Source organism: Clostridium algidicarnis DSM 15099, assembly GCF_002934235.1.
GTDB lineage: Bacteria > Bacillota > Clostridia > Clostridiales > Clostridiaceae > Clostridium_L > Clostridium_L algidicarnis.
This window is the reverse complement of sequence record NZ_PTIS01000001.1, coordinates 334,082-354,688: the sequence shown is the minus strand read 5'-3', so window position 1 is coordinate 354,688 and position 20,607 is coordinate 334,082. Positions and strand designations below refer to the sequence as shown.

General features: G+C 29.9%; 22 protein-coding genes. 2 read left to right on the top strand and 20 right to left on the bottom strand.

The window, feature by feature from the left end; translation table 11 throughout:
- Window position 1 precedes the first annotated feature (1 nt).
- Window positions 2–1,177 (top strand): sporulation integral membrane protein YlbJ, encoded by a 1,176-nt coding sequence (gene ylbJ / locus BD821_RS01715; protein ID WP_169993894.1) that lies wholly within the window; start codon window positions 2–4, stop codon window positions 1,175–1,177.
- Here ylbJ and BD821_RS01710 read toward each other — a convergent pair.
- The 6 genes from BD821_RS01710 to BD821_RS01685 all read right to left on the bottom strand — a co-directional run bounded on the left by BD821_RS01710 (window position 1,160) and on the right by BD821_RS01685 (window position 6,866).
- Entirely contained in the window at window positions 1,160–1,684 is a 525-nt protein-coding gene (locus BD821_RS01710) for an ATPase (RefSeq protein WP_104409019.1), read from the bottom strand. The two genes, ylbJ and BD821_RS01710, sit on opposite strands and share 18 nt — an antisense overlap.
- Before the next feature lie 11 nt (window positions 1,685–1,695).
- Window positions 1,696–2,175 (bottom strand): pantetheine-phosphate adenylyltransferase, encoded by a 480-nt coding sequence (gene coaD / locus BD821_RS01705; protein ID WP_029453284.1) that lies wholly within the window; start codon window positions 2,173–2,175, stop codon window positions 1,696–1,698.
- 4 nt (window positions 2,176–2,179) lie between these two features.
- Window positions 2,180–2,737 (bottom strand): 16S rRNA (guanine(966)-N(2))-methyltransferase RsmD, encoded by a 558-nt coding sequence (rsmD, locus tag BD821_RS01700; RefSeq protein ID WP_029453285.1) that lies wholly within the window; start codon window positions 2,735–2,737, stop codon window positions 2,180–2,182.
- A 69-nt stretch (window positions 2,738–2,806) separates the two neighbouring features.
- Window positions 2,807–4,840, bottom strand: coding sequence for an ATP-dependent DNA helicase RecG (gene recG / locus BD821_RS01695; RefSeq protein ID WP_104409018.1), 2,034 nt, complete (start codon window positions 4,838–4,840; stop codon window positions 2,807–2,809).
- A 42-nt stretch (window positions 4,841–4,882) separates the two neighbouring features.
- Window positions 4,883–6,505 (bottom strand): DAK2 domain-containing protein, encoded by a 1,623-nt coding sequence (locus BD821_RS01690; protein WP_104409017.1) that lies wholly within the window; start codon window positions 6,503–6,505, stop codon window positions 4,883–4,885.
- Window positions 6,506–6,518: 13 nt separating this feature from the next.
- Window positions 6,519–6,866: an Asp23/Gls24 family envelope stress response protein gene (locus tag BD821_RS01685; protein WP_104409016.1), complete on the bottom strand. Its 348-nt coding sequence runs from the start codon at window positions 6,864–6,866 to the stop codon at window positions 6,519–6,521.
- A gap of 196 nt (window positions 6,867–7,062) precedes the next feature.
- Here BD821_RS01685 and rpmB point away from each other — a divergent pair, with 196 nt between their 5' ends.
- A complete protein-coding gene (gene rpmB, locus BD821_RS01680; protein ID WP_029453289.1) occupies window positions 7,063–7,254 on the top strand; it encodes a 50S ribosomal protein L28 in 192 nt (63 codons plus the stop codon).
- 43 nt (window positions 7,255–7,297) lie between these two features.
- Here rpmB and spoVM read toward each other — a convergent pair whose 3' ends face one another.
- The 14 genes from spoVM to coaBC all read right to left on the bottom strand — a co-directional run bounded on the left by spoVM (window position 7,298) and on the right by coaBC (window position 20,605).
- Window positions 7,298–7,366, bottom strand: a complete 69-nt coding sequence (gene spoVM, locus BD821_RS13835; protein ID WP_104409117.1) for a stage V sporulation protein SpoVM — start codon at window positions 7,364–7,366, stop codon at window positions 7,298–7,300.
- 71 nt (window positions 7,367–7,437) lie between these two features.
- A complete protein-coding gene (locus tag BD821_RS13370) occupies window positions 7,438–7,599 on the bottom strand; it encodes a hypothetical protein (RefSeq protein ID WP_169993891.1) in 162 nt (53 codons plus the stop codon).
- Window positions 7,600–7,742: 143 nt separating this feature from the next.
- Window positions 7,743–8,378, bottom strand: a complete 636-nt coding sequence (locus BD821_RS01670; RefSeq protein ID WP_029453290.1) for a thiamine diphosphokinase — start codon at window positions 8,376–8,378, stop codon at window positions 7,743–7,745.
- Window positions 8,375–9,028 (bottom strand): ribulose-phosphate 3-epimerase, encoded by a 654-nt coding sequence (gene rpe / locus BD821_RS01665; protein ID WP_104409015.1) that lies wholly within the window; start codon window positions 9,026–9,028, stop codon window positions 8,375–8,377. The genes BD821_RS01670 and rpe overlap by 4 nt, the downstream gene beginning before the upstream one ends.
- Window positions 9,022–9,885, bottom strand: a complete 864-nt coding sequence (rsgA, locus tag BD821_RS01660) for a ribosome small subunit-dependent GTPase A (RefSeq protein ID WP_104409014.1) — start codon at window positions 9,883–9,885, stop codon at window positions 9,022–9,024. Before rsgA ends, rpe begins: the two co-directional genes overlap by 7 nt.
- Before the next feature lie 23 nt (window positions 9,886–9,908).
- Complete coding sequence (gene pknB / locus BD821_RS01655) at window positions 9,909–11,903, bottom strand: Stk1 family PASTA domain-containing Ser/Thr kinase (RefSeq protein WP_104409116.1); 1,995 nt, start codon at window positions 11,901–11,903, stop codon at window positions 9,909–9,911.
- Window positions 11,878–12,639 (bottom strand): Stp1/IreP family PP2C-type Ser/Thr phosphatase, encoded by a 762-nt coding sequence (locus tag BD821_RS01650; protein WP_104409013.1) that lies wholly within the window; start codon window positions 12,637–12,639, stop codon window positions 11,878–11,880. The genes pknB and BD821_RS01650 overlap by 26 nt, the downstream gene beginning before the upstream one ends.
- A gap of 2 nt (window positions 12,640–12,641) precedes the next feature.
- Window positions 12,642–13,691, bottom strand: coding sequence for a dual-specificity RNA methyltransferase RlmN (gene rlmN / locus BD821_RS01645; protein ID WP_029453295.1), 1,050 nt, complete (start codon window positions 13,689–13,691; stop codon window positions 12,642–12,644).
- 10 nt (window positions 13,692–13,701) lie between these two features.
- Window positions 13,702–15,021 (bottom strand): 16S rRNA (cytosine(967)-C(5))-methyltransferase RsmB, encoded by a 1,320-nt coding sequence (gene rsmB / locus BD821_RS01640; RefSeq protein ID WP_104409012.1) that lies wholly within the window; start codon window positions 15,019–15,021, stop codon window positions 13,702–13,704.
- Window positions 15,022–15,039: 18 nt separating this feature from the next.
- Window positions 15,040–15,726, bottom strand: coding sequence for a zinc metallopeptidase (locus BD821_RS01635; protein WP_104409011.1), 687 nt, complete (start codon window positions 15,724–15,726; stop codon window positions 15,040–15,042).
- A 14-nt stretch (window positions 15,727–15,740) separates the two neighbouring features.
- Window positions 15,741–16,670 carry a methionyl-tRNA formyltransferase gene (gene fmt / locus BD821_RS01630; protein ID WP_104409010.1) on the bottom strand — a complete coding sequence of 310 codons (930 nt, stop codon included), beginning with the start codon at window positions 16,668–16,670 and terminating at the stop codon, window positions 15,741–15,743.
- 7 nt (window positions 16,671–16,677) lie between these two features.
- Window positions 16,678–17,127 (bottom strand): peptide deformylase, encoded by a 450-nt coding sequence (def, locus tag BD821_RS01625; protein WP_104409009.1) that lies wholly within the window; start codon window positions 17,125–17,127, stop codon window positions 16,678–16,680.
- A gap of 43 nt (window positions 17,128–17,170) precedes the next feature.
- Window positions 17,171–19,384 (bottom strand): primosomal protein N', encoded by a 2,214-nt coding sequence (gene priA, locus BD821_RS01620; RefSeq protein WP_104409008.1) that lies wholly within the window; start codon window positions 19,382–19,384, stop codon window positions 17,171–17,173.
- Between the two features lie 33 nt (window positions 19,385–19,417).
- The gene (gene coaBC, locus BD821_RS01615) at window positions 19,418–20,605 is read right to left on the bottom strand and encodes a bifunctional phosphopantothenoylcysteine decarboxylase/phosphopantothenate--cysteine ligase CoaBC (protein ID WP_104409007.1); all 1,188 of its coding nucleotides are present in this window, start codon (window positions 20,603–20,605) and stop codon (window positions 19,418–19,420) included.
- Window positions 20,606–20,607 lie beyond the last annotated feature (2 nt).

Sequence of the window (20,607 nt, the reverse complement as noted above, 5' to 3'; positions counted from 1 at the left end):
TGTGAAATTTCTTTTATTTATAACTATAGTTTTGATTATCATTTTATTGTTTTACTTATTAAAATACAATAAGGTAAATATTTTGATGACAATAATACTAACTTATTTTATAATTAACTTTATTTTAAATCCAACTTTATGCATAGACGCTTCTATAAATGGTGCCAAGCTCTTTTTCACATCTTTATTTCCATCTTTATTTCCATTTATAATTATAACTAATATTCTAGTTGCTTATGATGGAGTAAATATTTATTCAACATTCCTTGGTCCCTTAATCTCGAGGCCCCTGGGATTACCTAAAGAAGCTAGCTTTGCTCTAATCATTAGCATATTATGCGGTTACCCTTTAGGTGCAAAATATAGCTGTGAATTGTACGACTTAGGTAACATAAATTCATCAGAGCTTTCTAAGCTAATAAGTATAGCTTCAAATTCTAGTCCGCTTTTTTTAATAGGATCTGTCGGAACATCTATGCTTGGAAATACAAGAGCTGGTTACCTATTACTTTTTTCTAATTATTTATCTTGTGTTTTTATGGCTATTATTTTAAAACATAAATATAAAGAACCTGTGTCAAAATTAAAGGTTAAAACTATTAAGGCAAGTAAAAATAATAATTTAGGAATGGTGCTTAAATCTTCTATAGAAAATGCAATAGCCACAACGCTTAACATCGGATCTTACGTTGTAATATTCTCTGTTATTTTAGCTATAATAAAAAACAATGTTGTCTTCAACATTGTTTTAAATAAAATATATATGGAGTCTTCTTTACCAAAAAACGCTTTAAGTGGAATCATTTTAGGTTTAATAGAAGTTACAAACGGCTGTTATCTTTTATCTAAAGGAAATATAAATTATGTTTTAAGCCTATGTTTTATTAGTTTTTTATGTGCCTTTAGTGGGCTTGCAATAATAGCTCAAATTCATTCCTTCACACATAAATACAAGGAAATTTCAATAATTAAATACGTCATAAGAAAAGTAATTCAAGGTGTTATAAGTTTCATTATAACCCTTGTATCCTTATTATTTTTAAATGATAGAACACTTTTTACTTTTTCCAATAAGACTCCTCTAACTATAAGTTTTAAAAGCTATATTCCTATTTTATTATTACTCTTTATTTACTTTGCACACTATTTTTCAAAAAAATTATTTGATGTTTCTTAATTCCTTTATATTTTCTCTTATTGTAGATGAGTTTTGTGATAAATCTTCAGACAGGTTTTTCATAAAATCTTCTACATCTTTTTTTACATTTTCCATCATTTTTTTGCTATTTTCTTTCATCTCTTCATCTAATTGACATAATACTTCATCGGCATAATCCCTTGCACCGAGCCTTATGGCCTTAGCATCTCTTTGAGCTACAGCTATTATATCTTGAGACTTTATTTTAGCTTCTTTTGTTATATCATGATTTTCTACCTGTTTTTTCATCATCTCTACAGTTTGACCCTTTATATTGTCATACTCTTCCCTAGCTTCTGCAAGAATTCTTTCTTTTTCGCTTAAAACCCATTGAGCTTTTTTAAATTCATCTGGCATATAATTTATTATTTGATCAATTACCTCTAGCATTTCCTTTTTATCTAGTACTATCTTTCCAGTAATGGGAACTTTCGACGCACTATCTATTATTTCTTGAAGATATTCTAATAATTGAATAACGTCCATTTAAATCACTCCTATATTTTAGCTTTTTCTACTATTGTAGATATTATTTCGTCCGGAACTAATCCTTTTATACATCCACCAAACTTAGCTACTTGTCTAACTGAAGAAGAACTTAAGTAAGAATATTTTGCATTTGTCATCATAAAAACAGTTTCTATAGATGAATCTAATTTATTATTCATAAGTGCCATTTGAAATTCATATTCAAAATCTGAAAATGCCCTTAACCCTTTAACAATTACTTTAATATCTTTTTCTTTCATAAAGTCTATTAACAAACCATCAAAACTATCTACTTTGACATTTTTATATGGTTTAACAACTTTTCTTATAAGTTCTACTCTTTCTTCAATATCAAAAAGCCCTTTTTTATCAACATTAACTAAAACTCCAACCGTAACTTCATCAAATACTTCAGAGGATCTTTTTATTATATCCAAATGTCCATTTGTTATAGGGTCAAAACTCCCCGGATAAACAACTCTTCTCATGGGCTTAGTCCTCCTTATAATCATAAAAACATATAGTTGTATTTCCGTATCTTCTATGATCCTTTAGTATTATAAAGCCATTGCCTTCATATATTTCCTCTTGACTATCAATCTTTGTTACTATAAGCCCTCCCTTAGCAAGTAAACTGTTACTATGTACGAGTTCTATGGCCTTAGGTATCATCTCTTTCATGTAAGGTGGATCTATAAATATCACATCAAATTTATTTTCAGATTTACCGAGCCTTTTTAAGGCTTCATAAGAATCCATATTAAGGCAATATGCCTTATCTTGAAACTTTAAATTTTCTACATTTTGTTTTAATAAAGGAAAGGTTACAGGACTTTTATCTATTAAATAACATTCCTTCGCACCTCTACTTACGCTTTCTAAACCTAAGCTGCCAGTACCTGCAAAAACATCTAGTGTTGTGGCATTTGGGATTCTTAATTGTATCATACTAAACATGGCCTCTTTTACTCTATCTAAAGTTGGCCTTGTATCTAGGTTAACAGGAGCAAGTAACTTTCTTCCCCTTGCTACACCAGCTATTATTCTCATATGCCATCCTCCTCAAAATTACTTTTATACATTTTACCATAGGAATTTATAATATACAAAGTTTTTATATTAATTAAAACAAATATATTTAGAACTACTTTCTAAGTAACTCATTATTTCTTCTATCAGTAGTTTATTTATATAAAGATCGCTATTTATAACTTGGTGTGCTTCATTATTAGCTATTTTAAATAATTCTATATCTTCCATTATATCAGCCAATATAAGTCCCGTCTCTCCATGTTGTTTAATTCCAAATAGCTCTCCAGACCCTCTTAATTTTAAATCTTGCTCCGCTATATAAAATCCATCGTTACTTTCTACCATAGTCATCATTCTTTTCTTAGTTGTATTACTTTTAGCTTCCCCTATAAGCATACAATATGATTTATAAGTTCCTCTTCCAACTCTTCCCCTTAGTTGATGAAGCTGAGATAGACCAAATCTTTCAGCGTTTTCTACAATCATTACTGTAGCATTAGGAACATTTACCCCAACTTCTATAACCGTAGTTGAAATTAAAACAGATACTTCTCCATTTTTAAACTTAGTCATTATATCTTGTTTTACTAATGGTTTCATTTTTCCATGAAGTATCTCTACAGTTTCCTTATTCAGATATGTTTGTTTTAACTCTTCATATAATTTGTTTACAGAGTTAAGATCTAATTTTTCATTTTCTTCTATAAGTGGACATATAATATAAGCTTGACGTCCCTTTTTTATTTCTTCGAATAAAAATTTATAAGCTAGCCCTCTTTGTTTTTGATTATAAAAAACAGTATCTATTTTTTGTCTTCCAGGAGGCAGTTCATCTATAATTGAAACATCTAAGTCTCCATATAAATATAGTGATAAAGTCCTAGGTATCGGAGTTGCTGTCATTACTAACACATCTGCAGTTTCTTCTTTATTTATAAGCTTACTTCTTTGATGTACTCCAAACCTATGTTGTTCATCTGTTATTATGATACCTAGCTTCAAGGCTTTTACATCTTCTTCGATTAAAGCATGTGTACCTATTGCTATCATTGGTTTACCTTCTTTTAGATCTTTTTTAATTCTTTCTTTTTCCTTTGGTGATGTACTTCCAGTAAGTAGTTCTATTTCAATACCAAATTTATTTAATATGTCTTTACATTCTTTATAATGTTGATTTGCAAGAATCTCAGTAGGAGCCATAAATATTGCTTGATAATTATTTTTGACTACATTAAACATTGCTATTATGGCAATTATAGTTTTCCCACTTCCTACATCTCCTTGTACTAACCTATTCATTGGATAAGCTCTTTTTTCATCTATAAGAATTTCTCTTACAGTTCTACTTTGAGCTTTTGTAAGTTTAAATGGTAAACTTTCTTTTAGATTAGTTAAGGATTCATCCATTTTAAAAGCTATCCCCTTTGTATTAAACTGAAGTTTTTTCTTTAACATTAATATTTTTAAGGAATAAGTAAAAAGCTCTTGAAATTTCAGCCTTTCTTTAGCTTTATTTAAACTTTCCATATTTTTTGGGAAATGTATGTTTCTAATAGAACTATCTAAGGACATAAAATTATGTTTTTGCAATAAATCTTGTGGTAAATTTTCTTTTATTTCTATATTATCTAAGACACTATTTATCAATTTCAATATGATTTTATTAGTCAATTTGTCCTGAAGTATATATTTGGATATAATATTTCCAGTTTTAAGCTCTTTACTTCCTATAAGAGGATTAGTAATTTCTAAAATATCTCCACTCTTTTTATAGCTTCCAAAAAGTACATATTCTTCGTCAATGTTAAACTTTGTTTTTATGTATGGTTGATTAAACCACTTCGCTATAACTTTCATATTTTTGTAGCTAAAATTTAAGGTAATAAGATGTTTACCTGTTCTAGTCTTAATATGACTTTTAACTCCTTTAAAAGTGCAAGTTAATACTAATTTTTCTTTTTCAAAGTTTTCACTCCATAAGGTTTCATTGTTTACAAACTCATAAGTCTTTGGGAAATATAATAAAAGATCCATAACCGTGAATATACCACATTTATTTAAATTTTCTTTTGTTTTAGCGCCAACTCCTTTTAATTCTTCTATATCTTTATAAAGATTCACAAATAACACCTCATAGCAAAAAAAGCCCGTAGGCTTTTTAAATTATTCTACAGAAATTATGAAATAATACAAGGGCTGTTTTCCTTCATAAAATTGGATGTCTATATTTTCATATATACCTTCTAATTTTAAAGCAAACTTTTCTACTTCTTCTTTTGTGCAGTCTGCCCCGTAAAAAAGAGTTATAAGCGATTTATCCTCGTCAACTATCTTTTCTAACAACTTTTCGCTAACTTCGTATATCTCACTACCAACTTCTTTAATTTTACCTTCAACAAGACCTAGTATATTTCCTTCTTTTATTTCAATACCATCCATTTCAGTATCACGAACAGCATAAGTTATAGATGCTGATATAACAGATTCAATACTTTCTTTCATAACTTCTAAGTTTTCTTCTACATCTCCATCAGGATTAAACATAGTAACACAAGTTATACCTTGTGGTATACTTTTTGTAGGTATAACAACAACATTTTTTTCTGAAAGCTCCGCAGCTTGAGTTGCTGACATAAATATATTTTTATTGTTTGGCAATATAAATATATTTTCTGCATTTACCTTTTCTATACTTTTTACTATTTCTTCTGTACTAGGATTCATGGTTTGGCCACCTGGTATAATATAGTCTACTCCTAAGTCTTTAAAAATATGTTCTATTCCCTCTCCCATAGATACAGAAATGAATCCATATTTTTTTTGTTCTTCTTTAGTTTCTTCTTTATATTTTTCTTGATCTATAATTAAACTTCTATGTTCTTCCCTCATATTATCAATTTTAATTTTTGAAAGTTCTCCAATTGCTACTGCTTTTGATAAAACATTTCCAGGATCATTGGTATGAATATGAACTTTAATTACATCTTCATAACCGACAACTATCATAGAATCGCCCTGAGCTTCTACTTCCCTTTTAAAATCTTCTGCTTTAGATGAATCTCCTAAAATTATAAATTCGGTACAATAACCAAATTTAATATCATGAGGTTCAAGATTGTTAGCAGCAGATATATTAGTGGCTATTGAATGAAAATCTCCAAGCGTAGATTTAACATCATCTCTTAAAGCTTCATGAATTCCTTTTAATATTATTAAAAGTCCCATTCCACCAGAATCTACTACCTTAGCACTTTTTAAAACTGGTAACATATCAGGTGTCTTATTTAAAGTATCTTCTGCACCTTTGCAAACGTCATCCATAAGGAGTGTTATATCTTTAGCTTTACTCTTCAGAGCATTTTCACCTGCTGACCTTACCACTGTAAGGATTGTACCCTCTATCGGTCTCATTACTGCTTTATATGCAGATCTACTACCTTCCATTATACTTTCTGCAAACTCTTCAGCATTTGCTTCTTCCTTACCTTCTAATCCTTTTGCAATACCTCTTAGTATTTGAGATAATATAACTCCTGAATTACCTCTAGCTCCCATAAGAGCTCCTTTAGCAAGTTTCTTTGAAACTTCGCTAATAGATTTAGAGTTCATATCCTCTATTTCTTTTACTGCTGCTTTAAATGTCATTGACATATTAGTCCCTGTGTCCCCATCAGGTACTGGAAATACATTTAAGGAATTAACAAACTCCTTTTGTTCTTCTAATTTATTACTAGCATTAACCATTACATTATAAAAATGCTCACCATTTATTTTTAAATATTTCATTTAAGTAAACCTCCTAGACCCTGATACCTTGAACATTCACAGTTATATAAGAAACCTTTAATGCTGTATAGCTTTCTATATTATATCTTATTCTTTGAATAATATTATTAGCTATAACAGATATTTTAGTTCCATATTGTACTACTACAAATAATTCTATAGTCAGTTCTTCATTTTTATAATTAATTTTAACGCCTTTACTCAAATTTTCGATCTTCAGTAATTGCCATAAACCATCAGCAGCACTTTTAGAAGCCATTCCTACTACACCATAACATTCCATAGTAGATAACCCTACTATATTAGCTATAACTTCGTCTGAATACTCTACGTTTCCATATTCATTAGATATTCCTATCATATTCAGTCCTCCTTGATTAATTCCATATCATATATTCTATATTAACTTTTCACTTTATTCAAGAAAATTTAAATTTTAATTACTTTATTTACTAATAACCTTATATTTTACTTGCACAAAATCTGAATATTTGATAGAATATTATTTGTGCTAAATGAAGAATATTATCTTCTATAGTTAGAGGAGGTGTTTTATAATGTCAAGAAGATGTGAATATTGTGATAAAGGTGTTATGTCAGGGGTTCAATACAGCCACTCGCACCGTCAATCAAAAAGAAAATGGGCTCCAAATATAAAGAAAATAAAAGCCATAGTTAACGGTACTCCAAGGACTGTCCATGTTTGTACAAGGTGCCTTCGTTCCGGTAAGGTTGAAAGAGCTATATAAAAGATAAAAAATGCAATTGTTAAGATACAATTGCATTTTTTATTTATCTTTTTTTTAGAGCTTTTAGTATGTTAGATAAGAACTTAGGTAACTTTATTGCCATTATCTTCATGTTACATTGCCTCCTTAAAAGAGATTAGGCTTAAATTAGCTTCTAAATATATTAAATATATGGTTGATTTTTTACTTTTTACCACAGAAAATATACCATCCACAGTATACAAGTCCAGCTCCAATAGCCAATAACCATGCCCACAGAGGCATTAATACAGATAATACCATTCCAAGTCCTACACACCCAACTACTATTCCATAAAACTTTTTCTTATTCCATCTTTTACCCAAATAAATCACCCGAAACATATTGCTCCAATAATTATTATATTAAACATCTTTACTTTGGTGATTATCATATTTTATTAATTTTATTGCTTAAAATAACTCTTATTTGGTTAACCACAAATTATAATACTTTGTTTTATAATAATTTAATCTTTAGAATACATAACCATAACTATACCTTTTTTAAACTCAATTCTCACATCTTCTTTTAAAAATTCATTAGACACCGTCCTAGGGTCTCCAAATGCAAGCCTATAGTCTCGAAGGTCATACTTTGCACCATATATATTAAACTCTTCTACCTCCTCTTTAAAAGCTTGAAATGATAGTATTTGGCCATACTCGCCTTTAAGACTACAATTTTTATTTCTTAAAAATATACAATTGTTGTCATCTTTTATATACGCATCTACTCCATTATCAAGGCAAGTCTCTAAAAGCCCCAAATTTGCTAACATATGATCTAATCTACTTCCTGTACATCCTAAAAAAACTATTTCTTTTGCCTTTTTTTCTAATGCCTTTATTAAAGCAAGTTCTGTGTCTGTAAAATCTTTTTCTTTTGGATATATTTCTATATCCTCTAAATTATTTTTAAAATACTTAAAAACTTTTTCATCTATAGAGTCGAAGTCACCAAGTAAAATATTGGGGCTTATACCTGCCCTATAAAGCACTTCCCCTCCCTTATCAGCTGCTATAAGAAAATCACAATCTCTAATCTCATCATTAAGTAAATTAAAAGAGGGGGGATTTCCCCCTGCTACTATAACTATTTTCATTTTGTAACCTCTTTAAGGTTTTTTATATTTTCTTCTATTCTATCTTGTTTAAACACCGCAGATCCCGCAACTATTATGTCAGCTCCGCTACTTGATACATCTTTAATATTAGTTAAATCTATTCCGCCATCTACTTCTATAGCTATATCCTTACCAGTTTTCAGTATCATTTGTTTTAAATCTTTAATCTTTTCATCACAATACTTTATATATTTTTGCCCCCCAAATCCTGGGTTTACGCTCATAATTAAAACCATATCTAATTCTTTTAATATACTTTCTAATACATTAATAGGTGTTGCTGGATTTAATGCTACAGCAGCTTTTATTCCAAGCTCTTTTATATGAGTAATAGTTTTATCTAAATGCTTTTCTGATTCATAATGTACAGTAATAATATCTGCTCCTGCTTTAGCAAACTCTTCTATATATTTTGACGGTTCCTCTATCATAAGGTGTACATCAAATTCTTTCTTTGTGTAAGGTCTTATAGATTTAATAATTGGCATACCAAAACTAATATTAGGTACAAACCTTCCATCCATAACATCTATATGTATAATGTCCGCCTCGCTATTATCTAATCTTGTTATATGCTCTCCTAATTTTGAAAAATCTGCTGATAATATTGAAGGTGCTATCTTTACCATTTTTTTCTCCTCCCCATAATTTCTTCTAATGTTTTAATATAAAAGTCATACCTAACTTTACTTATGTTACCTTTATCTAATGCTTCTTTTACTTTACAACCTGGCTCTTTATTATGAAGGCAAGAATTAAACTTACACTGCCTGTAAGATGAAAATTCCGGAAATAAATATTGGAGTTCTTCCTTTGGCATAATATCAACATCTAAAGTAGAAAATCCGGGAGTATCTAATAAAAATCCCTGTTCTATTTGAATTAATTCACTATGCCTTGTAGTATGCTTTCCTCTACCAATTTTTTTACTTACTTCGCCAGTCTCCATCTTATAATTTCCTATAAGACTATTTAATATAGTGGATTTCCCAGATCCAGAAGGACCACAAAGTACTGTTACATTATCTTTAAGCATTTTTTTTAATGGCTTAAGATTATCCTCTTCTTTTGCTTTTATAAATAAAAGTTCATAACCCAAATCTTTGAAAATATCTTTAATATAAAGATATTCCTCTTTTTCACAAAGATCTATTTTATTTATACATATTATCGGTTTTATATTGTTGTATTCACAAAGTAATATAAACCTATTTAAAAGTTCCATATTAAGGTCTGGGTCTTTAATTGCAAAAACTATAAATGCTTGACTTACATTGGATACCATAGGTCTTGTAAGTTCGGAGCTTCTCTCATAAATCTTTTCTATTACGCCCTTACCGTTTTCTACTGTTATTTCAACTTTATCACCAACCATAGGAGTAAGTTCATCATGTCTGAACTTACCCCTAGCCTTACACTCAAAAACTTCATCTACAGTATCTATATAGTAAAATCCTCCGATGCCTTTTGTTATTATACCTTTCATCTATAGCCTCCATTATTAATAAGTTATGGTTTAGGTTTCTCCCCTGGTTCTACTGGTTCTACTGGTTCTACTGGCTTTTCTGGCTTTTCTGGTTTTTCTGGTTTTTTAGGCTTTTCAGCCGCTGTAACCGTTACAGTTCCCCCAGGTAAAACACTTGTCACATCTAGTGCAGTAATTTTATCTTCAGCAGCAAAACCACCTATATTAAGTTTTACACCTAAAGAATTTGCTCTTCCTTGAGCTTCACTTATTGTTTTACCAACAAGTTCACCTACATTTAATTTTTCTGGCTCTTTATAGACGTAATATTTTATATTAATAGTAGATCCTGCTTCTACTTTGGTACCTGCTTCTATTGATTGATAAAATACTTTTTGATCTTTACCTTTATCTGTAGTTTCTTCCGTGGATTTATTTACAGCTAACTTAGAACTTTTCAAAGCATTTTCAGCATCATTAATATTTGCACTCATTACATTTGGAACACCTATTAAAACAACCTTAGGTCCCTTACTTACAACCAAATTAATTTTTGTACCCTTTTCAACTTGCTTATCTGGAGCTGGATCTTGTTTTATTACATTATCTTTACTTACTGTATCACTAAAATCTGAATCAATACTTCCGACTTCAAGTTCATAACTTTCTATCATATCCTTAGCTGATTTTATGTCTATATCTTTAAGGTCCGGAACATTTACAGATGACTTTCCTCCGCTTATAATAACTTTTACTACATCGCCTTCTTTTGCTGTTTCACCTTCTTTAGGGTTTGAATCTATTATGGTCCCTTCTTCTTTGTCACTTTTCTCTGTACCTGCTACTTCCATTTTAAGTTTATTGCTTTCAAGAACCTTTTTAGCCTCTTCTTTTGTTAGATTTAATATTTGAGGCACTGTTACTTCTTTATTCTTTTTAGTTGTGAGTGATGATCTATCAATTAAATAAGCACTTAATAGTCCTAAGGATATGGCTAATACAGCCATAAGCGATATTATTATTATTTTTTTACTTTTCTTTGTTATCCCTGCTTTTTTCTTATGATCTTCATCTTTATATTCTTCTTCTTCTTCATCTTCATCATTATCCTCTATAATTGTTTTGTCCTTTTCAAGTTCCTCTTGAAGTAGGGCTTGATTTACAGGATCCATTATTCTAGTAAATCCATTGTCTATATTAGCATACTGCATTTGAGAATCCGGATTCTTTTGTATTTTAATTAAGTCATTCATCATATCTTTAGCAGTTTTATACCTTTTAGCTGGCTCTTTTTCTATAGCATTTAATATTAATTTATTTAAACTTTCAGGTATGTTTTGAACTATTTGCTTAGGTGGTATAGGTGCTTCTTGTATATGTTTTAATGCTACAGAAACTGGACTTTCAGCATCAAATGGGACTCTTCCTGTAACCATTTCATATAGCACTATTCCTAAAGAATATATATCCGTCCTAGCATCAATATAGGCTCCCTTTGCTTGTTCTGGAGAAAAATAATGAGCAGAACCTAATATCTTTTTAGAATTAGTTATAGTGGCTGAATCTGGTGATTTTGCTATACCAAAGTCTGTTACTTTTAAAACGCCTTCTTCTGTAACTAAAATATTTTGGGGCTTTATATCTCTATGAATTATATTATTTCTATGGGCACAATCTAGTGCCTTTGAAATTTGTATACCATAATCCAAAACCTTATCATAAGGTAATCTTCCATCTTCTTTAATAACTTCCTTTAATGTTTTTCCTTTTACATATTCCATAACAATATAATTTATATCACCTTGACTTCCAACATCAAAAATATTAACTATATTATTATCCGATAAGTTAGCAATTGCTGTAGCTTCTTTTTTAAACTTATCAACTAAATCACTATCTGATACAAATTCTTTCTTTAAAATTTTAACGGCATCAAACCTATTTAATTTATGGCACCTAGCTTTATAAACTATAGCCATGCCACCTTCTCCTATTTTTTCTAAGAGCTCGTATCTATCGCCTAATATCGTTCCTATCATCATAATCTTGCTCTCCTTTAACTAAAATTAAAGATATGTTGTCTCTTCCCCCGCGTTTTTTAGCCTCTTCTATTATCTTTTTGCAAAGTTCATCGTAGCTCGCGCAACTATTTTTATTAATAATATTATATAATTCATCTTTTGGTATATCATTAGTTAGGCCATCTGTACATAACAAAATCATATCCATATCTATATCAGATATATCAAATATATCTATTTCTAAATGTTCATATGTGCCAACTGCTCTTGTTATTACATTTTTATTTGGGTGATTCACAGCTTCTTCCTCCGTTATGCTTCCCTTATCTACAAGCTGCTGTACTAAAGAATGATCTTTAGTTATCTTAATTATATTATCTTTCTCTATAATAAAGCAACTACTGTCTCCTACATTTGCTATTAAAGTCTTATCTTCATACATTATGCAAGCTGTTATAGTAGTTCCCATTCCTCTGCATTCTTTTTTTTCATTTGAAATGTTAAATATCTTTTCATTAGCATAAGTTATAGCCTCTTTAAAATCACTTGATAAATTTTCTTTTAAGATATTTTGTTTTGCCTCAAAATAACTTTTTACAGTCTCTACAGCTGTTTTACTTGCTATCTCTCCTGCATTATGGCCACCCATACCATCAGCTACTATAAATAATTTAATATTATCATTAATTAAATAACCAACATAATCTTCATTTAGGCTTCGTACCATTCCTAAATCTGTTATCATTCCAAACATGACTAGCACCCCTTTTTTGATATTTGGGTCTTCTCAATGTGGCTTCTTCTAAGTTGTCCACATGCAGCATCAATATCTGATCCCATTTCCCTTCTTACAGTGGTGTCAATTCCTCTCTTATTCAAAACATCTGCAAACTTCTTAATATTTTCTTCGGAAGATTTTACATATACCTTTTCTTTAATTTCATTCACGGGTATTAAATTCACATGACATAAAATACCCTTAAGTAAATTACTTAATTCTATAGCATTTTCTTTGGAATCATTTATTTCATTAACCAATGCATATTCAAATGTAATTCTTCTGCCTGTCTTATCAATATAATCTTTGCATGCATTAATTATTTCTTCTATAGAGTACTTATTAGCTATTGGCATTATCTTCTTTCTATCTTCATCGTTAGATGCATGAAGTGAAATAGCCAACGTTATTTGCATGTTTTCTTTTGCCATTTCATTTATTTTAGGCACAATTCCACAAGTAGATAGTGTAATATGCCTTTGCCCTATGTTTAGTCCATATTCTGCATTTACTATCTTCAAAAATTTAATCACATTGTCATAGTTATCAAATGGTTCTCCGCTTCCCATAAGCACAACATTTGATATCCGATCTCCATTCAACTTTTCTGCAGCTAATATCTGCGAAATCATTTCCCCCGCTGAAAGGCTTCTAATTACGCCATCTACTGTAGATGCACAAAATTTACATCCCATTCTACATCCTACTTGCGTAGATATGCAAATAGACTTACCATATTTATAATCCATTATTACACATTCTATAAGATTATTATCTTCAAGTGCTAATAGTAATTTTTTAGTATTATCTTTTTTTGACTGAAAGCTATTAACCACTAGTGGTATATATATTAAGAAGTGACTTTTTAACTTCTCTCTAAGAGGTTTTGATAAGTTTGACATAAGATTAAATTCAAAAATACCTTTATAAATCCAGTCCATAACTTGCTTTGCTCTAAATTCACTTTCTTTATTCTCTTTCATCCAGATTTTTAGTTCTTCTAACGATAGGTCTAAAATATTTTTCATACAGCACCTACTAAACTCTCATTAATTTAGCTATAAAAAAGCCATCCATGTTCTCTTGTGGTAATATAGTAACAGAACCTTCTTCACTATAAATAATATTATTTGCTTCTTTAAAATATACTTTTTCCAACTTAAAATTATTGTTGTTTTTCAAAAACCATTTTATATTATCTTCGTTTTCTTCTTTATTTAATGTACAAGTAGAATAAAGGAGTATACCACCTTTTTTTACATATTGAGAAGCATTTTTCATAATCTCTCTTTGTATAGCTATTAGTTCCTTAAGATTTTTTAAATTTTTATTCCATTTTATTTCTGGTTTTTTTCTTATTATGCCTATACCAGAACAAGGTACATCTATTAACACCTTATCTGCTTTATTAATAAGCTTTTCATTAAACCTTGTAGCATCCATAGTATCAAGTACTATGTTTGAAAGTCCCAATCTGTCCATATTCTCTTTTATAAACTTTAATTTACCCTCTTGTATATCAAAAGCCAAAACCTTACCAGTACCCTTTAAAAGCTCTGCTATATGCGTAGTTTTACCTCCTGGTGCTGCACATAAATCTAAGACTATATCATCTTTATTTATATCCATAACATTTGCTACAAGCATAGCGCTTTCATCTTGCACTGTAATTTCACCTTCTACAAATGCTCTGTTTTTTTCTATACTGCTACCCTTTGATATAACTATGGCATCATCGCATACATATCCCCTACTAATTTCATACCCAGCATCTTGTAAGCCTTTAAAAATGTCATCATAAGAACCTTTAATTGAGTTTGTTCTAACCGTTACTGCTGGTCTGTTATTCAAACCTTTTAATATAAGTTCTGTATATTTATTTCCATACTGTTTATATAATGATCTTATCATCCAAGGTTCAAAAGAATACTCATAGGCCCATCTTTCAAATCTATCTTGATTATTTAAAAAGTCCTTTTCTTCATTTCTCAAATAATTTCTAAGTACTGCATTTACAAATTTAGAAGATGCTTTAGATTTTTTCTTAGCCAAATTTACAGCTTCATTTACTGCAGCATAATTTGGAACTTTGTCTAAATATCTAATTTGATATACAGTAATCCTTAATATATTTAATACATAATTATCTACTTTTTTTATATCTTTTACAAAAGATTTTATAATAATATCTATAGTATATTTATATTTTATAGTCCCATATACTATTTCAGTAATAAGTCCCCTGTCCATATCTTTTAATTCTTTACCTTTTAATTCTTTATTTAATGCAATATTAGAATAAGCATTTTCATTAAATACTTTACATAAAACATTAGTGGCTAATTCTCTCGCGTTCATATTTCTACCTCAAATTCCTTAATCATTTCTTCTATTACTTAATGCCATTAATCTTAATAATTGTGATATTGCTGTAAGTGTAGCTGCCACGTAAGTAAGAGCTGCAGCACTTAACACCTTTTTTGCGCCAACTATTTCATTTTCATAAAGTATAGATTTATCTTCTAGTATTTTAATAGCCCTATTAGAAGCATTAAATTCAACTGGCAAAGTTATAAGTTGAAATAAAACTACTGCTGAAAATAATACTATTCCTATGTTTGTTAAAAGTGGCAACCCCATTATTATTCCAATAAAAAATATTATCCAGGATGCACTAGAACTTATATTTACAACAGGTACTATATTATTTCTAATTATAAGAGGTCTATAATCCTGTTGATGTTGAATTGCATGACCTACTTCATGAGCCGCAACTCCTATAGATGCAACTGACGTGCTAGAGTACACCTTTTCTGAAAGCCTAAGTACCCTATCCCTAGGGTCATAGTGGTCTGTAAGATTACCAGCCACCCTCTCAATACGTACATCAACGAGTCCATTACTATCAAGAATCATCCTTGCAACCTCTGAACCTGTATATCCTTTGGAACTATATATTTTTGAATATTTATTGAAAGTAGATGATATTTTAGATTGAGCCCATATAGAAAGTATTAAGGCTGGCACTAAAATTAAATAAGTACTATCATAAAACAAAAAAATTACCTCCCTTTAATTTAAATTAATATTAAACCTTCTTTGATATCATGTCCATTTATATATTCTTCAACCTTTAGTGGTTTTGCATTAGGAAATTGTATAATTTCAATACGAAGTATACTATCCTTTGTAGCTACTTCTATACCTTCTTTACTTACATTTAATATTGTTCCTGGTGTTTTTGTGGACTTTTTATTTATAACACTACTTTTATATATTTTCATTCGTTGTCCTTCGTAATCAGTATGAGCTATAGGCCATGGATTTAATCCTCTTATAAGGTTATGTATATTTAAAGAGTTTTCATTCCAATTTATTTTAGCAATATCTTTATTTAACATAGATGCATAACTATTTCCCATATTTTCTTGCTTTATTGACTTTAAACCTCCCTTATACATAGACTCTATAGTCTCTATAAGAAGATCTGATCCACTACTCATTAAATTATCATGAAGCTCACCTGCTGTAATCTCATTATCTATATCTACCTTATTAGTTAAAAGTATATCTCCTGTATCTAACCCTACATCCATAAGCATAGTAGTATTTCCACTTTCTTTTTCGCCATTAATTATTGCCCAGTTAATTGGAGCTGCTCCCCTATATTTAGGTAGTAATGATGCATGAAGGTTTATACATGCGTACTTTGGCAGTTCCAAAACTTCCTTTGGTAATATTTGACCATAAGCAACTACTATTATGAAGTCTGGATTTAAATCTTTAAGTATTCTAATAACTTCTTCATTGCCCTTTACTTTTTCTGGTTGAAAAACAGGTATATTATAATCTAAAGCTAATTCTTTAACCGGAGACATAGAAATCTTTTTTCCTCTACCCTTTGGTCTATCAGGCTGTGTAAATACTGCAACTACACCATACTCATCTATAATCTTTTTAAAAGAGGGTACTGCAAAATTTGGAGTACCCATAAATACTATATTCATTTATCTTTTATTCCTCCTCTGGAATAACTTTGTCCGTAAACAAAATACCATCTAAATGATCTACCTCATGACAAATCGCTCTTGCAAATAAATCTTCTGCGTCAAAGTTAATTTCTTTTCCTTCTTCATTTAAAGCTTTTACCTTTATGTGCTGTGGCCTTTCAACTTCACCCTGCTTTTCTGGTAAACTTAAGCACCCTTCTGTATCTATATAAGATCCTTCTTTTGAAATTATCTCAGGATTGATTAATGCTATAGGACCTTCTCCAATATCCACTACTACAACTCTTTTTAGTATACCTACTTGTGGAGCAGCAAGACCTACGCCATCTTCATAATACATAGTTTGAAACATATCCTTAATTAAAATCTTTATTCTATCGTTAACCACCTCTACAGGTTTGCTTTTTTTTCTTAGGATAGGATCTCCATAAATTCTAATATTTCTTAATGCCATAAAAACTCTTCCTTTCTATATTAAAATAATAAGCTAAGTTACATTATATTAGACTACTGGGGTTAATATCAATACTTAATCTTATATCTTTATAGTAACTTTTAGTACTGGCATATAAAAAGTCTTTTATTTCCTTTGCTAATTGGTCATTTATTTCACCTTTTATTATTATTTGCCATCTATATAATTCTTTAATCTTGCTTATCATACAAGGACAAGGTCCTAGTATGACTATTTTATCATTATATTGTAGCTTATTCTTTAAATTAATGCTAATATCTTGTATACATTTTATTAATAATTCTTCATTTTTAGAGCTCATATTTATAAGCAATATTTCTGCAAAAGGTGGATAATTCATACTCTTTCTAATAGATAATTCTTCTTTATAAAAACTACTATAATTGTATTCCTTCGCAGCCTTTATACTATAACTATCTGGTAGATAACTTTGAACTACTACATTTCCTATAGTTTTACCCCTTCCAGCTCTACCAGAAACTTGTGTTATAAGTTGAAATGTTCTTTCCGATGCCCTATAATCAGGTAAATTCAAAGATAAATCTGCTGCCAAAACGCCTACTAGAGACACATTTGGGAAATCTAATCCTTTAGCAACCATTTGAGTTCCAATTAAAATATCTGCTTCACCTTTTTTAAAGGAGTTATATATCTTCTCATAGGAATCCTTCCTTCTTGTAGTATCTAAGTCCATTCGTAATATTTTAGCCTCTTTAAAGTATTTCTTTACTTCTGTTTCTACTTTTTCAGTACCTACTCCAAAATACTTTACATATTTACTATTACAAACAGGGCAAACGTTGGTAGCTCTAGACTTTTTTCCACAATAATGACAGGACAAATAGTTACCTGAAAAATGGTAAGTCATTGATATATCACATTTATCACATTTGAATACATATCCGCATTTTCTGCAAGATACAAAAGTAGAAAACCCTCTTCTATTTAAAAACAAAATTATTTGTTCTTTTTTTTCTAAGGCATCTTTCATGCTACTATATAATAAATTACTAAAAATAGATTTGTTATTATTTTCAAGTTCTTCTCTCATGTCAATAACTTGTATCACTGGCATAAATGCATCATCTATTCTTTTTTCCATATTTAGTAATTCTATCTCTCCAACTTCAGCTTTGTAATAGGATTCTATACTTGGCGTTGCAGTTCCTAAAACTACCCTACACCCTTCTAGTTTACTCCTATATTCAGCAATTTCTCTAGCGTCATATTTAGGGTTACTATCAGACTTATAACTAGTTTCATGTTCTTCATCAATTATTATAATACCTAAATCCTTAAAAGGCAAAAATATAGCAGATCTTGCTCCTACAGCTAATTTAGCTTTTCCTTCTTTGACTCTAAACCATTCATCAAATCTTTCTCCATCAGAAAGTTTACTATGAAATACAGCAACATCTTTACCAAATCTTCCTTTAAATCTTTCTATCATCTGTGGCGTTAGTGCAATTTCCGGTACCAAGATTATAGAAGACTTACCTTCTTTTATACAATCTTCTACCAAGTTCATATACACTTCAGTCTTACCACTTCCAGTGACCCCATGGATAAGAAATACCTTTTTATCTGAATTTAAAATTTTATCAATAACATATTTTTGTTCGGCGTTAGGTATTTTTTTTCCATAATGTTCAAATTCTCTGACATTATACCTCTGTACTGTTTTAGGCTCTGAAAATATAAAACCTTGCTTTATTAATGTATTTATAGAGCTTAATGACATAGAATAATTTTTACTTAATTCCGCTCGTGTTACATTTCCATTTAGTTCTTTTACTTTATTCCATATAGACTCGTAAGGCTCTTTTTTATATCGACCCTCTAAGATTTCTTTAGTAAATAAAACTTCTATGGTTTTATTTTTCATTCCACCTACAATTCCTTTAGGCAAAAATTGTTTTAAAGCATCCACATATGAACAAAGATATCTTTTTCTCATAAACTCCATAAGATTTACGTCTTTTTCATTAAAAAGTTCCACTTCTTTATAAATCTTTTCAATACTTTTCATTTTTATATTGGAGTCTTTAAATTCATGTGATTCATCATAGACGTATAATACAAACCCATCTACTAATCTATCACCTCTTCCAAACGGGACTTTAACCCTATAGCCTATATTTATATTATTAGCATCTTCTGCTTTAATTGTATACGTAAAAATTCTATCTAATTCATTTGCATCCTGGTTTATAACAATACCAGCAAACTTTAACATTTAATCACCCTTTATAAAATAAAAAAGCGCAGACTAGCGCCTTTTATTTACAATATCAAATAATTCTTTTGCAACCTTTTTTTTATTCATAGATTGTAGTTTTATAATATCTCCATCTTTACATATTATACTTACCTCATTGTCTTCTGAAGCAAATCCCGTGTGAAGAATATTATTTGCAACTATATAGTCTAAATTCTTTTTAGTAAGTTTAACTTTGGCATTTTCTATAAGATTACTGCTTTCCGCAGCAAAGCCTACTAAAATTTGATTTTCTTTTTTTTGTCCTAAGATTTTAAGTATATCATTATCTTTTGAAAATTCTATACTCATACTGTCTTCGGTTTTTTTAATCTTTTCTTTACTATAATACTTAGTTTTATAATCGGATACTGCAGCTGCTTTTACCACAATATCTGCTTTTTCATAATGCAAAAGCACTTCTTTTAACATTTCTTCATTTGTAGTTACACTTATAAATTCAACTTCAAAAGGCCTTTCTAAATTAGTAGGACCAGATATTAAAATAACCTTTGCCCCTCTATCTCTAGCTTCCTTTGCTATAGCATACCCCATCTTTCCTGTAGATTTATTTGTTATATATCTTACGGGATCAATGTTTGCTATGGTCGGTCCTGCTGTAACTAATACTGTTTTGCCTTCTAAATCTTTAGGATTATAAAGCATACTTTCAACCTTACCCGCTATATATTTTGTATCTGCAAGTTTACCTTTTCCTTCATCTCCACAAGCAAGCCTTCCACTAATAGGTTCAATAAATTCATACCCATATCTTTTTAACTTAGATATATTTTCTTGAACTATTTTGTTATTATACATATTGGTATTCATGGCTAGAGCAAATACAACCTTTGCTTTTGTAGCCATTATGGTTGTAGATAACATATCATCTGCAATGCCATTTGCTACCTTACCTATGATGTTAGCTGTAGCTGGTGCAACAAGAAGTATATCCGCCTTTTTAGCTAATGAAATATGTTGTATTTCAAAGGCTTTAGGCTCTTCGAACATATCTGATACTACTATATTTTGACTAAGGGTTTGAAATGTCAAAGGTGAAACAAATTCTTTGGCAGACTTTGTCATTATTACATTAACTTCTATGTCTTTTTTCTTTAAAGCACTAATAATATCTAGAGCTTTATATGCAGCTATGCCTCCTGTGACACCTAAAACTACACAATGAGAATTCTTTGTCATAA